This is a genomic window from Bradyrhizobium sp. 172, from assembly GCF_023101065.1.
GTDB lineage: Bacteria > Pseudomonadota > Alphaproteobacteria > Rhizobiales > Xanthobacteraceae > Bradyrhizobium > Bradyrhizobium canariense_D.
The window spans coordinates 6,679,158-6,691,891 of record NZ_CP064701.1 but is presented as its reverse complement, the minus strand read 5'-3'; the positions used below and the strand labels follow the sequence as shown (position 1 = coordinate 6,691,891).

The window sequence follows — 12,734 nt, the reverse complement described above, 5'->3', positions numbered from 1 at the left end:
CAGTGGCGAGGTTGCTTGCTTCCATCCCGGGCGTCGACCCCGTAACGGCTACAGCCCTTGCTGCCACCGTCCCCGATCCAACCATGTTCCGTTCCGGGCGGGAGTTCGCAGCTTGGCTCGGCCTAACGCCAAGGCAGAACTCAACTGGTGGAAAGGATCGGCTCGGCCGCATAACGAAGCAGGGAGATTCCTATCTTAGGCACTTGCTGGTCATCGGAGCACGTAACGTCGTGTTCACAAGCGCTGCCAGCGCCATGCGCGCCGTAGTCGGCAGCGATAACTGATCATCGTCCAACATTTGCACCAAACCATCCACCCTTTGTCGGCCTTGCCCAACAATAACTCCGAACTCGGCAAAATGGGCTCGGATGGCGCAAGATGTCATAGTGCTCGGACGAACCAGCAGGCCTCTCGCTCGATGAAGCATCAAGAAGCCTTGGTTCTCGACGCTCTTGATCGGAACGAACCGCATGTTGGGGCGAGCAACTGCTTCGCAGATTGCGGCCGCATCAGTGGCATCGTTCTTAGCTCCTCGCCGGACGTAGGGCTTTACATATGCCGGCGGAATCAATCTCACATCGTGGCCAAGCCGCTGGATCTCGCGTGCCCAGTGATGCGCGGAAGCACAAGCCCCGATGCCGACCAGGCAGGATGACAGTGATGAGAAGAAGGCGATGATCTCACCACGCCGCAGGCGTTGGCGACAGACCACGCGTCCTTCGTCATCAACCGCATGGAGGTGAAAAGCGGACTTCGAAATGTCCAACCCAATAGTCGCGATGTTCATCTTGATTGACTCCTTCTGCCGCCAGCACATCTGGCACGATATCACCGGCGCCGAGGGAGCGGGGCCGTCTTCTCCATCAACGGCCGGCTGCGGGATGAGCTGTTGAACGAGACCTTGTTCACGTCACTGGCACAAGCCCGCGTCACACTTGGAAGTTGGCGGGCCGATTACAACGACACAAGACCACACTCGCAGCTCGGATGGAGAACCCCGTCCGAGTTCGCGATGACCTGCCACCCGCGCCGGGATCTGGCGCTGCGCTATGCCGAAGGCTCCGCGCCAGCTCCCGTCGCTGCCACCGCCCAACCGGGCAAATCCAACGGCACGGGCGAACTCAGGACTGGATAAAACCTGGGGGCAAGGTCAGCCGAACGATTGGCGGGGTGTTCGGTGACGAACGCGGCCACGGCGACATCGGACGTTGCCACCGAGAACGGATCACGGAGGGGGTGGATGGTGCAGGCGCTGGTCATGACGCGCCACAACGAAACGCCTGATCGCGCGCGCAAGCTCGCGGGACAACATCGACGCGCCGCATGGTGCCGCCGCAACGTGGGCAGACGGGGATCTCGCATTTGACGAGGGGATCTGTGGCGGCTTCTTGATCAGTCGGCGCGTTGCGGCCAGCAAGGAGTTAGGGCGGCAGAGGGCGATCTATCGTTACGTCCGCCATTGGCGAGGAAGCCATAGTGGCGGATGCGGTGGAAGCCGTCCGGCAGGGTGTGCAGGAGAAACGGACGAATGAACTCATCGGCATCAAACGTCATCACTTTGGCTTTGCGATTCTGCCGATAGTCATTCCAGGAAAAGCTCACCTGCCCTCGGCTAGCGAGATCAGCCGAGTGTTGGCGATGGCGACGCGATGCATATAGCGGCCGAGATAAGCCAGCACCTGCTCGGGCCCGCCGAATGGCGGCTTGGCCTAGACGGCCCAGTCGGTGCGTCGGAGTTGATCGAGGCGCTGGATGAACGCGGCGGGATCGCCGAGGTGGGCGAGATCGCCAAAGAAGCCCAACTGGCCGGCCGCGAAGGCAGCTTGCAGCTCTTGCAGAAATAGGCGGCGTAACAGCCGGGAGAAGGACGCGCACCGGCAGGAGGAAGCCAAGCCGGCAAGCGACCCAGCGCGTGCCGTCGGGCGAAGGTCCTCCGCCGGGCACAACCCAGTGGACATGCGGATGGTGTTGCAGGGTCTGGCCTCAGGTGGAGGAGGCGGTCACGCCGAGCTGGGCCCGAGATGGTCGGCCGCGATGGTTGCGGCGAATCGGCCGCGCAGCGGAACAGGATCGCACAGACGACGGCCTTGTTCTGGAAGGCAATCTCTCCGGCAGGTGCCGGCAAGGTGAAGACGACGTGAAAATACGGCACGGGAAGGAGCTTCGGCTTGCCGCTCGGCGAGCCACTGCGCGCGACGGACCCTGGCACTTCGGGCAGTGCCGATCGCGGCAGGTAATGGGCGTCGCCCATTACCTGCCTTATGGGCAAAGCCGGTAATGGGGAGCTGGCAATCGCGATCACCGTATTTTCCTGTGTATTGCCGCTCTCGAGCTCTCCATTACAAGTCGCCCGTGCGGCCCCGTTGGGTCGGCCACTGATGGCCGGTCACATACGGAGACGGACATGTTGGAGACGTACTTCTCGGCAGCGAAGATGCTGGGGCATCTGCGCAGTGGGCCGAGCGGGCCTTACTTGATGGGTTTGCAGCGGCGCTGGAGCAGCAGGGCTATGGCCCCGCGACAGCGGTACGCTATTTGCAAGCGGCGGCTCACATCGGCCATGTCATGGCCGAGCAAGGCGCGGGCCTGACGGACGTTGATCTCGCCGCGTTCGGCGAGCACCTGCGCAATTGCCGGTGTCCACGCGCCAAAGGCGGCTGGCGCAACCACCACACCATCTACGGTGCCAGGCTCTTTCGTCGGCACCTCGTCGAGCTCGGCCTTTCCCGGTCCGCGGCCGTGGGGCCAGCACCCGCCGAGCCGCAGCCGCGCGGCACCTCATGAAAATAAGCGCGACCCAGTGAACGTTGCCTCCGCAAGTAACGGTCGATCAGCTCATCGAATGCACTATCCGGCAATATCGGAGTCATGCGACGCCTCTTCGACGCCGGTGGTCAGCGTGGGCAGAGGAAGGGCGACCTCTCGCAGGGCTCCGGTCTGCAGTCGGAGATAGACGCAGGTGCTCTCTAGGGTACGATGACCCAGCAGATCACTGATCACCTTTATCCCTACACCTCGATCAAGCAGATCGCATCGCAAATGAATGGCAGGCAATAGGAAGGCGTGCCCTGGAGCGGCAGCCCGCTCTGACGCGCGCGCTTCTGGTAGAGATCGCCGATGGCGTAGTGCGTGAGGGGACCTACCGGGGTGCTAGCGCGGAGGAACAGTTCAGTGTACGCTCCGCCGGGCCGCTCGCAGCGCAGATAATGTCTGAGAACCCGCACGGTTTGTTCGGCCAGAAGAAGGATCAGATCTGATCTTGTTTTGCACTGCTTGACGTGGAGCGTCTTGTTCTCCCAATCCCCGAGCCAAGCGTCAGTGCGACGATTCCGAGGGCCGCAGGCCGTAGTGCGACATCAAATGGAGGATCGTATAGTCGCGCCAACCGAGCCGGCTCGATAGGTCGATGGAGCGCAGCAGCCGCTGGAAAAGCGGCCATGCCAGGGCTTGAGGCGGCAGTTCACGCCGGTAGGCGCGCGGCGCGTCAATTACGTGGAACCGCTGCTGGACCTCGCGCTGAGCTGGTCCCGGTTGTCTGAACAGAATCTCCGCGTTGATAAGTGGAGCCTCTGCCGGGGTTAGGCTGCCAAGCGGATTGGCAGTGGGGTGAAGTAGGCTTGATCAGATGCGCTGCCGTCAAGGCTCGAGTGGGGACGGCGGCGATTGTACAACGACGTTTGAGAACGCCCACAGGACCGTTCTTCGCGAGGTTCTTTATCGGCATCATCCTTGGTTTGGGCGCCGAGTTTGCGTTCATGGGGCCATCGACAAGGCCGACGATGTCGTTTTTCGCTGCACCCTGGACGGATCGCAAGCAGACCGTTGGCTGGAAGTTCCCGCATGGATGTTCGACCGGACGGCATGCCATGACGCCGGGTTTCTGACAGCTCAGCCGCTTGTTAGGATCGATGCACTTGCGGCGCTTTCTGCGCTTCTCGATGTAGCGTTGAAGGATCAAACGCCATCAGCTGCCCCGCTTTCTGGCGCATCCAGAGGCTCTCACGGCCAGAATCGGGGAGCGACTCATGTCAAGCCAGACGGCAATGCCAGGGAGCGGATACCGACACAATCAACGACCGCGGCCGCAGCAGCAGATGGATCTGTTCGGGAGCGGCCTGTCGAACGGCGCCATCGGCGCGCCGGCATGGTCGGAGCTGCCGGCGGAAGCGCAGGCGGCCCTTATGAGTCTGATGACGCAGTTGATCCTCGACCATGCTGCGATGACAGCGACGCCGCCCGCGAAGGGGGTCGATCATGATCTCTGACAAGGTCAGGCCTCATCATCTCGAGCGTAAGGCGCTTCTTTACGTGCGCCAATCCTCAGCACATCAGGTGTTGCACAATCGCGAGAGCAGCGCATTGCAACACGTCATGCGGGACCGGCTGACGGTGCTCGGGTGGTCAGAGATTGAAGTGATCGATGATGATCTCGGTCGTTCAGCCGCCGGCGGGGTACAACGCGCCGGTTTCGAGCGGATGGTAGCGGAGGTTTGCCTCGGTAAGGTTGGCGCGGTTTGCGCCCGCGAGGTCTCGCGCTTCGCTCGCAACAGCCGGGATTGGCAGCAACTCATCGAGATGTGCCGCGTGGTCGATACCGCTCTGGTCGATCAGGAGACAATCTATGCGCCGAGGCACGGCAACGACCGCCTGCTGCTCGGGCTCAAGGGCAGCCTCAACGAGTACGAGCTGGATCTGTTGCGTCAGCGCTCGCTCTCGGCCCGCTACGAGAAGGCGCGCCGGGGCGAGTTGGTTGTGGCGGCGCCCGTCGGCTTCGTGAAGGCCGGCGACCATTATGAGAAAGATCCGGATGGGCGTGTCCAGGAAGCGATCAAGCTGGTGTTCGACAAGGTCGAGGAACTGGGCAGCGCGCGACAGGCGCTCTGCTGGCTCCACGAGTACAATCTCGATCTGCCGGTGAAGCAGACCAGCGGCGACACGGCCTGGCGGCGACCAAGCTACTCCGCCATCCACCGGATCATTGAGAACCCGGTCTACGGCGGCGCCTATGCCTATGGTAAGACGGCTGTGGCGGCGGGATACAGCGCCGCAGGCGTGAGCGTGAAGATCCGCCGCAAGGCGCGGAACGAATGGCTGGCGCTGAAGCCCAACACCCACGAAGGGTATGTGAGCTGGGAGAGGTTCGAGGCGATCCGCACTATGGTCAGCAGCAACATTCCCACCGGCCGGCATCACGGCGCGCCCAAGCATGGTGACGGGCTGCTGGCCGGCCTGATCCGGTGCAAGCGCTGCGGCCGCAAGCTCACACTCCGATACTCCGGCATGAAGCACCATATCCCGCGCTACAGCTGCAGCCGCGCCTGGATGGACAATGGTGGCCCTCACTGCATCGGCTTCGGCGGACTGCGCGTCGATGATGCAGTCGAGGAAGCGCTGCTTGGCGTCGTCGGTCCGGGCGCTATCGCCGCTGCAACCGCGGCCGCCAAGGAAGCCAGGGAACGGCGGGATCAGAGGTGCGCGATGCTCTCAGTCGCGACCTCGAAGCGGCGCGCTATGCCGCCGACCGGGCCTTCCGGCAGTACGATGCCGCTGACCCCGCGAACCGGCTGGTGGCGGGCGAGCTTGAAGCGCGCTGGAACAGGGCGCTCGCTCACGCGGCGGAGGTCGAGGGCAAGATCGCAATGCATGAGGCGGCGACGCCCGCCCCCATTGCCGATCCAGCTTCGCTCGGCGTTCTAGCCTCGAACCTCAAAGCGGTCTGGGATGCGCCGACGACGGATGCTCGCCTCAAGAAGCGCGTTGTGCGCACCCTCATCCATGAGGTCGTGGCCGATATCGACGATGCGGCCTCCGAGATCGTCCTCATCGTCCACTGGGTCGGCGGCGTTCACAGCGAGATACGCCTGCCCAAGCGCCGGCGCGGGCAGCGTAACAGCACCTCCGCCAACATCATCGAGGCTGTGCGCCGACTGGTGCTGATCGCCAGCGACGATCTGATCGCCGGCCTCCTCAACCGCAACGGCCTCGAGACCGGTAACGGCAATCGCTGGACGCGCGAGCGTGTTACCTCGCTGCGCTCGAACTATCGCATCCCGGTGTTCAAGCCCGCCGAGGACGGCATCGAGCACTGGCTAAACCTCAGCAACGCCGCCAAGCTCCTGAAGATCGCGCCCAAGACGCTCCGGCTGGCCGCTGAAGCTGGTGAAATCGAAGCCATCCATCCTCTGTCGGATGGTCCTTGGATCTTCGCCCGCAGCTCGCTGATAACAACTGCTGCTCGATCTATCGCCGAACGAGCGCGACAGAACCCAAGATACCCCACGGGATCGAATCCCAATCAGCAAAGTCTTTTCTCTTCAACAACATAGACAGATGGGTGTTCTGATGCGCGGTTGTAGAACCGCTCGATGTAATCGAACACATCTGCTCTGGCCTCGTTCCTGGTGCGATAGGTTTTGCGCTCGGTGCGTTCGGTTTTCAGCGACGAGAAGAAGCTCTCCATCGCCGCGTTGTCCCAGACGTTGCCGGACCGACTCATGCTGCAGACGATGCCGCTATCAGCCATCAAGCGCTGGAACTGCTCGCTGACGTACTGGCTGGTAAGCGCGAAGCCGATACCCTTGCTTCAGAATTCGAATGAACGTGCGAAAGAAGCCTCCGGCTTGGACGGAGGTTTCGGATGGGATTGGACAGCAAAAAGGACGTCCATTTGGACGGCTCAACGAGGCGATCGGTGAGCCGGCTGGAGGTTCTTGAAGGACCATCGGGGCGCCGCGTACGTTCGGAAGCTGAGAGAGCTCGGATCGTCGCCGAGAGTCTGTTACCCGGTGCCCAGGTGTCCGAGGTGGCGCGCAAGCACGGAGCGACGCGCTGGCAAATCTACGATTGGCGGCGGCGGTTTCGACAGCGAGGCATGTTGCCGCCGCGCGAGGTATCGCAGCCGACATTCGCGCCGCTAGTCGTGGAAGGTGCGTTGGAGGAGCGTCAGGTTCCGGCGATCAAGCTTGAGATCGCGATCGGCGATGTCGTGCTGCGGACGGACACAGCCATAGATGGCGAGCAGCTGTCCCGTGTGATCCGCGCGATGCGAGCGTCACGATGATCGCGGCCGGTGCCGATCTGAAGATTTACATCGCGACGCGGCCGATCGACTTCCGCTGTGGCCACGATGGGCTTGCGGCGAAGGTGCAGGAGATGCTTCGTCTCGACCCGTTCAGCGGCGCAGCCTTCGTGTTCCGATCGAAACGAGCGGACCGGATCAAGATTTTGGTCTGGGATCGAACGGGTCTGGTGTTGGTGCACAAGCGTCTTGAAGGTTGCAAGTTCGTTTGGCCAACGATCGCAGACGGCGTGATACGGATATCGCCGGCGATGTTCGCAGCCCTGTTCGAGGGGCTGGATTGGAGGTTGGTCCGCCCGGAAGAAGCGCGGCGTCCCCAGGCGGCTGGATAACTGCGGCAGAATGACTCGGAAGCTATTTTGAATGTGGCACGCGCGGCGGCGATGTGCTCGAAATAGCGCATGAGCATCGCGGCGCTGCGCGACGAAAATGAACAATTGAAAGCGCTTTTGGCGCAAACGCAGGCGGCCTTGAGCGAACATCAGGCGGCGCTGGCGACGTCGGAAGAGGCGCGGCGTCGGTTGGAGGTCATTCTCGGCGAATTGCGACGCGAGAAGTTCGGCGCGACGTCCGAGAAGCTGCGGCCAGATCAGTATCACTTGCCGCTGGAAGACGTGGAGATCGCGCAAGGCATCCTGGACGCGGCGCAGGAGAGAGCCGAGGCTGTGATCAAGGGCCGATCGCGGAGCGCGCCGGATCAAGGTTCTCATCGCAATCGCGGCTGCCTGCCTGCCCATTTGCCGCGGGTGGAACGGATCATCGAGCCTGCGAGTACGCTTTGCCCGTGCGGTTGCGGCGCCATGACGAAGATCGGCGAGGACGTCAGCCAGCGCCTCGACGTGATCCCGGCGCAATGGCGCGTGCTGATCACACGCCGCCCAAAATACATCTGTCGCCGCTGCTCCGGCCCCGTCGTGCAGGCGCACGCACCGGAGCACGTCGTGCCCGGCGGGCTGCCGACCGAAGCGGCCATCGCGCATGTGATCGTCTCCAAATTTGGCGACCATACGCCATTTTACCGTCAGGCCGAGATCTATGCGCGCCAGGGCATCCGGCTTGATCGGGCGACACTGGGCAACTGGTCCGGCCGCGCCTGCTTCCATCTTCAGCCCATCGCGGAACACATGCGCCACCACCTGGCCATGGCGGATCGGCTGTTCATGGACGAGACCAAGGCGCCGGTACTCGATCCGGGGCGCGGCCAAACGAAGAAAGGCTACTTCTGGGCGATTGCCTCAGACGACCGCGGCCACAGCGGCCCAAGTCCGCCGATCGTGCTGTTCCGATATGCCCCCAGTCGCAGCGGTGCCTTCGCTGAGCAGTTCCTAGATGGCTTTGGCGGACGCTTCCTGCAATGCGATGCCTATGACGGTTATGATCGACTGACCGAAGTCGCTCGACTGCAAGGGCCTTGGACGCTCGTGCATTGCTGGAGCCACTTGCGCCGACGCTTCGTCAAATTGGCCCGCAATAGCAAATCGCCGATCGCCGAGGCCGCCATTCGGCACATCGCACAGCTTTACGCCATCGAAGCCATGGTGCGCGGTGCATCGCCGGACATCCGGCTCGCCGCACGAAAGGAGCATTCGTTGGCTCTCGTCGCCGCTTTGAAAATGTGGTTCGAGAAGCAGCTGTCGATGATCTCCAGCGGTTCGACGCTCGCCGAGGACATCCGCTACGCGCTCAATCACCGGCAAGGTCTGACCCGCTTCCTCGAAGACGGGCGCCTCGAGCTCGACACCAACCCTGTCGAGAACGCCATCCGGCCAGTCTGCCTGACCAGAAAAAATGCGCTCTTCGCCGGTCATGAGGTCGGAGCCGAAAACTGGGCCTTGCTCGCCTCGATCGTCGCCACCTGCAAGCTCAACGACGTCAACCCGGCCGCCTACATCGCCGAAACACTCGAGACGATCATCGACGGCCATCCCCATAGCCGCATCGAAGACCTCATGCCGTGGCGATTCCGCAAAACGTCAAGCCAGCCTCAATAGGGTTGCGGCTAAGCGCTTACACTGGGCGGATTCAAACGGTCGTCGCAACACCTCTTCGAGGGAGGTTGCGATGAGCATTCAAAAGCGCCGATCACACCGTTCCGGACGAGTGCCGTTGCCGTCACCCGGACGGCCACCAGTAGCAGGGCGATCTGAACTCCGGCGATTTTGGCTGGGGATTGCGCGGGGAATGACCAGCGAAGATGCTGCGCTGGTGGCTGGTATATCGCAGCCTGTCGGAACCAGATTATTCCGACAGGCGGGCGGCATGGCACCAGCGATGTTCAGGTCTTCGACCAAGCCGCCGTCCGGGCGATATCTCTCGTTTGCGGAACGTGAGGAGATTGCACTTCTTCGCATTCAGGATCTTTCGAGACGCGAGATTGGACGCCGACTTGGCCGATCCGCCTCAACGATTTCCCGTGAGTTACGACGCAATGCCGCGACGCGCAGCGGTGGCCTGGAGTATCGTGCATCGACAGCTCAATGGCATGCCGAGCGATCGGCCCGTCGACCCAAACCGACCAAGCTCGCGCTCAACACAACCTTGCGCACTTATCTGGAGCAGCGACTGGCCGGCGTTGTCATGACCCCGAGGGGCGCTGCCGTTCTTGGTCCCGCCGTTCCGTGGAAGGGTCGCCGGCATGGCCGGCGAAAGAATCGGCGATGGGCCAAGGCCTGGAGCCCAGAGCAAATTGCTCGACGCTTGCTGATCGACTTCCCGGACGACAAGACGATGCGCATTAGCCACGAAGCCATCTATCAAGCACTTTTTGTTCAGGGCCGAGGCGCGCTACGTCGCGAACTGACGGCCTGCTTGCGAACGGGACGTGTATTGCGGACCCCCAGGGCGCGCGTACGCAGCCGAGGCAAAAGCTTTATCTCGCCGGATATTATGATCAGACAACGCCCGGCCGAAGCGGCCGATCGCGCAGTGCCGGGGCACTGGGAGGGAGACCTCATCCTCGGTCTGGGCAGTTCGGCGATCGGCACGTTGGTTGAGCGTACAACGCGCTTCACGATGCTGCTCCATCTTCCTCGCCTCGCGGGGCATGGCGAAGCTCCGCGCATGAAGAACGGTCCTGCTCTCGCGGGACACGGGGCGGAAGCCGTGCGCGACGCAATTACTCGCACTATCATTACCTTGCCAGAAGAACTGCGTCGGTCGCTGACCTGGGATCAGGGCGCCGAAATGGCCCAGCACGATCGCCTTAGGATAGATGCAGGTATCCAGGTCTACTTCTGCGACCCGCAAAGCCCATGGCAGCGTGGCACCAATGAGAACACCAATGGGCTACTGCGCCAGTACTTCCCGAAAGGCACCGACTTGAGCATTCATAGCGCCGATGCGATCGCCGCCGTGGCAGCAGCCCTCAATGCCCGACCGAGAAAGACTTTGGGCTGGAAAACGCCGGCAGAGGCGCTTGACGAGTTGCTGCTGTGAGTGAACAAATTTGGTGTTGCGACGACCGTTTGAATCCGCCCTGGCTGCCGCGATCGGAATGATGCATCAGGGCATCCGGCTTGCCGCGCCGCCAGACCGCCATCAACAGGGCGTCCGCAACCAACTGGGCGGTCATGCTGGCGCTCATCGACCAGCCGACCACCCGGCGCGAGAACAGGTCGATCACCGCCGACACATAGAGCCAGCCCTCAGCCGTCCAGATGTAGGTGAAGTCGGCGACCCACTTCTGGTTCGGGCGCTCGGCCTCGAACTGCCGATCCAGAAGGTTCGACGCCACGTTCGCAATCTGGCGATGGCCTGCGTCCTTCGGCAGACGCCGGCGTCGTGGCCGCGCCCGCAGGGCCTGCAGGCGCATCAGCCGTTCGACCCGGTGCAGGCCGCATTCGACGCCGTCCGCCAGAAGGTCTCGCCAGACGCGCCGCGCGCCGTAAGTCCGGTCACTGGCAAGGAAGCTGACCTTGACCTGCTGGCCTACGGTCTCGTCGCTTCGGGATCTGGTGCTGGGCGATCGGTTCAGCCAGGCATGAAAGCCCGACCGCGACACGCCCATCGCTTCGCATAGCCATGCCACCGGCCAGATGCCCCGGTGCTTCGCGATGAAGCCGAACTTCATGTCGCTTCCTTCGCGAAGTAGGCAGCGGCCTTCCTAAGAAACAGCCGGATTGGCGTCCGTCGGAATGGCCTGCAACACGAAGCCCAGAGATTTGGCCCGGCGCTGAAGGTTGGCGAGAACGCGGCTGCGATATTGTTGCTCATATTGGTTGGCACCTGGATCCCTGTAGCTCATGCCGTGCCGGAGGGTGTTGTAAAATAGAACCGCAATCTTGCGGGCGGTCGCTGTCACCGCCTTTGACTTACCCGCACGTAAGGACAGGCGGCGATAGAATGCTCCGAGCGCCGTATCGCTTCGCCCCACCGTGGTGGCCGCCAACCGCAACAGTGCGGCAGCCCGGCTGGAAGATCTCCGGGTGCGCGAAGAAAGCACTTTGCCGCCGGAGATTTTGTTGCCCGGTGCAAGGCAGAGCCAGGACGTGAAGTGCTTGGCGCTCGGCCATGCCCTCAAATCCGTGCCGCACTCGCCGATAAGCTTCAATGCGAGCGACGGACCCAGTCCATGGATCTCAGTCAGATCGACGCCGAGCACGCCGTGCAGCGCGGTCCTGACGTCAAAGGTGGGCGTGTTGATCTGTTTGGTCTTGATGCGCGGCTTGGATAGCTTCCCGACCGGCTTTGCCCCTTTATTTCCTAGCGCGGCGATCAGGACTTCGAGCTTGCGGTCACAGTCCAGCATCTTCGCCTGGTAGACGTCGTAGAGTTCTAGCGATTGGCTCAGGGCGAAGACATGTTCGTGCCGGTCGTTGCCTACCAGTGCCGCGCGAATGGTCTCGGTGGATGAATGGCATCGCACGTCCCGATAGGTTGCCAAAACATCAGGATTGCGCTCGCCTGCAACAATGGCCCGGATAATCCGCATGCCAGTGGCGCCCGTGATGTCCGAGACGACATGATGGAGCTGCAGGTTCATCTCCATCAAGGCCTTTTGCATATGCTGGATATGGGCGGCGGCATATTCCACAAGCCGCTCGCGCTGCCGCAAATAGGCCCGCAGTGTTGCGATCTCGGCATCGGGTCGGAAGCTGCCTCGTAGCAGTCCATAGGAATGAAGCTGCCGTAACCACGCGGCATCGCTGACGTCGGTCTTGCGTCCGGGCACGTTCTTGGCGTACCGGGCGTTGACCAGAATAACCTCAAATCCACGCTGCTCCAGGATTTCATAGGCTGGGATCCAATAGACCCCGGTGGATTCCATCGCGACACTGGTCACGCCGCATGCGCTAAACCAATCCGCCAGATCATGGAGATCTTGTGTAAATGTGCCGAACGCGCGCACGGGAATGTCAGTGCAGTCCGGGTTCACCGCAGCCATGTGCATCTTTGATCCGATGTCGATGGCGGCCGCGCTGACGTTGACTGGCTTCAATTCCGGCCGGTCACCGGTCGTCCTCTGGGGCATCGCAAATCCTCCATTCACTCATGAGCGGAAGGGTCTGGGTTATGCCAATCGTCATCTTCCTATTCGGGATCGCAGCCGAAGCGGCGTCACCACTCTCAAGTCCGCATGCACCCATGGACCACGTTTTTTAACGGGGACAGTGCCTCCAATAAGCTGACGGCCGCTACCCTCCCAGCCGCAGAGGAT

At 62.3% G+C, this 12,734-nt stretch carries 10 protein-coding genes and 7 pseudogenes; 10 read left to right on the top strand and 7 right to left on the bottom strand.

Annotated features, from left to right (window positions below):
• Positions 1-8: 8 nt before the first annotated feature.
• Positions 9-233: pseudogene (locus tag IVB07_RS31870) on the top strand (transposase); the annotation flags it as partial.
• Positions 234-235: 2 nt separating this feature from the next.
• On the opposite strand, the pseudogene IVB07_RS31865 reads toward IVB07_RS31870, so the two are convergent.
• Positions 236-787 (bottom strand): annotated as a pseudogene (locus tag IVB07_RS31865) (IS110 family transposase); the annotation flags it as partial.
• Between the two features lie 66 nt (positions 788-853).
• Here IVB07_RS31865 and IVB07_RS31860 point away from each other — a divergent pair.
• Positions 854-1,135: pseudogene (locus tag IVB07_RS31860) on the top strand (transposase); the annotation flags it as partial.
• Between the two features lie 314 nt (positions 1,136-1,449).
• On the opposite strand, the pseudogene IVB07_RS31855 reads toward IVB07_RS31860, so the two are convergent.
• From IVB07_RS31855 to IVB07_RS31845, 3 genes and pseudogenes are all read right to left on the bottom strand, one after another.
• Positions 1,450-2,235, bottom strand: a pseudogene (locus tag IVB07_RS31855) (transposase); the annotation flags it as partial.
• Between the two features lie 234 nt (positions 2,236-2,469).
• On the bottom strand, positions 2,470-2,706 hold the full coding sequence (locus IVB07_RS31850; protein WP_247766885.1) for a hypothetical protein: 237 nt from the start codon (positions 2,704-2,706) through the stop codon (positions 2,470-2,472).
• Positions 2,707-3,008: 302 nt separating this feature from the next.
• Positions 3,009-3,224, bottom strand: coding sequence for a hypothetical protein (locus tag IVB07_RS31845; protein WP_247766884.1), 216 nt, complete (start codon positions 3,222-3,224; stop codon positions 3,009-3,011).
• A gap of 870 nt (positions 3,225-4,094) precedes the next feature.
• On the opposite strand from IVB07_RS31845, the gene IVB07_RS31840 reads away from it, so the two are divergent.
• Genes IVB07_RS31840 through IVB07_RS31830 form a run of 3 tightly spaced genes read left to right on the top strand, consistent with a single transcriptional unit; the run spans position 4,095 to position 6,326 of the window.
• A complete protein-coding gene (locus tag IVB07_RS31840; protein WP_247360180.1) occupies positions 4,095-4,265 on the top strand; it encodes a hypothetical protein in 171 nt (56 codons plus the stop codon).
• Positions 4,255-5,697, top strand: coding sequence for a recombinase family protein (locus IVB07_RS31835; protein ID WP_247766883.1), 1,443 nt, complete (start codon positions 4,255-4,257; stop codon positions 5,695-5,697). Before IVB07_RS31840 ends, IVB07_RS31835 begins: the two co-directional genes overlap by 11 nt.
• Complete coding sequence (locus tag IVB07_RS31830) at positions 5,640-6,326, top strand: recombinase (protein ID WP_247766882.1); 687 nt, start codon at positions 5,640-5,642, stop codon at positions 6,324-6,326. Before IVB07_RS31835 ends, IVB07_RS31830 begins: the two co-directional genes overlap by 58 nt.
• Here IVB07_RS31830 and IVB07_RS31825 read toward each other — a convergent pair.
• A pseudogene (locus IVB07_RS31825) lies at positions 6,296-6,556 on the bottom strand (IS3 family transposase); the annotation flags it as partial. The gene IVB07_RS31830 and the pseudogene IVB07_RS31825 sit on opposite strands and share 31 nt — an antisense overlap.
• Before the next feature lie 81 nt (positions 6,557-6,637).
• On the opposite strand from IVB07_RS31825, the pseudogene IVB07_RS31820 reads away from it, so the two are divergent.
• The 5 genes and pseudogenes from IVB07_RS31820 to IVB07_RS31800 all read left to right on the top strand — a co-directional run.
• Positions 6,638-6,868 (top strand): annotated as a pseudogene (locus tag IVB07_RS31820) (transposase); the annotation flags it as partial.
• A 3-nt stretch (positions 6,869-6,871) separates the two neighbouring features.
• A complete protein-coding gene (locus IVB07_RS31815; RefSeq protein WP_247296968.1) occupies positions 6,872-7,060 on the top strand; it encodes a hypothetical protein in 189 nt (62 codons plus the stop codon).
• Positions 7,057-7,410 carry an IS66 family insertion sequence element accessory protein TnpB gene (gene tnpB / locus IVB07_RS31810; protein ID WP_007601228.1) on the top strand — a complete coding sequence of 118 codons (354 nt, stop codon included), beginning with the start codon at positions 7,057-7,059 and terminating at the stop codon, positions 7,408-7,410. The genes IVB07_RS31815 and tnpB overlap by 4 nt, the downstream gene beginning before the upstream one ends.
• 69 nt (positions 7,411-7,479) lie before the next feature.
• Complete coding sequence (locus tag IVB07_RS31805; RefSeq protein ID WP_247766881.1) at positions 7,480-9,069, top strand: IS66 family transposase; 1,590 nt, start codon at positions 7,480-7,482, stop codon at positions 9,067-9,069.
• Positions 9,070-9,139: 70 nt separating this feature from the next.
• Positions 9,140-10,513, top strand: coding sequence for an IS30 family transposase (locus IVB07_RS31800; protein WP_247334725.1), 1,374 nt, complete (start codon positions 9,140-9,142; stop codon positions 10,511-10,513).
• 40 nt (positions 10,514-10,553) lie between these two features.
• Here IVB07_RS31800 and IVB07_RS31795 read toward each other — a convergent pair.
• Positions 10,554-11,180 (bottom strand): annotated as a pseudogene (locus IVB07_RS31795) (IS3 family transposase); the annotation flags it as partial.
• Complete coding sequence (locus tag IVB07_RS31790) at positions 11,181-12,548, bottom strand: IS110 family transposase (protein WP_247337952.1); 1,368 nt, start codon at positions 12,546-12,548, stop codon at positions 11,181-11,183. It abuts the pseudogene before it with no gap.
• Between the last annotated feature and the right edge of the window lie 186 nt (positions 12,549-12,734).

Coding starts and splice junctions, on each gene's coding strand:
- IVB07_RS31835 (WP_247766883.1), top strand. CDS start 4,255: ATGATCTCTGACAAGGTCAGGCCTCATCATCTCGAGCGTAAGGCGCTT.
- IVB07_RS31790 (WP_247337952.1), bottom strand. CDS start 12,548: ATGCCCCAGAGGACGACCGGTGACCGGCCGGAATTGAAGCCAGTCAAC.
- tnpB (WP_007601228.1), top strand. CDS start 7,057: ATGATCGCGGCCGGTGCCGATCTGAAGATTTACATCGCGACGCGGCCG.
- IVB07_RS31815 (WP_247296968.1), top strand. CDS start 6,872: ATGTTGCCGCCGCGCGAGGTATCGCAGCCGACATTCGCGCCGCTAGTC.
- IVB07_RS31800 (WP_247334725.1), top strand. CDS start 9,140: ATGAGCATTCAAAAGCGCCGATCACACCGTTCCGGACGAGTGCCGTTG.
- IVB07_RS31830 (WP_247766882.1), top strand. CDS start 5,640: ATGCATGAGGCGGCGACGCCCGCCCCCATTGCCGATCCAGCTTCGCTC.
- IVB07_RS31805 (WP_247766881.1), top strand. CDS start 7,480: ATGAGCATCGCGGCGCTGCGCGACGAAAATGAACAATTGAAAGCGCTT.
- IVB07_RS31840 (WP_247360180.1), top strand. CDS start 4,095: ATGGATCTGTTCGGGAGCGGCCTGTCGAACGGCGCCATCGGCGCGCCG.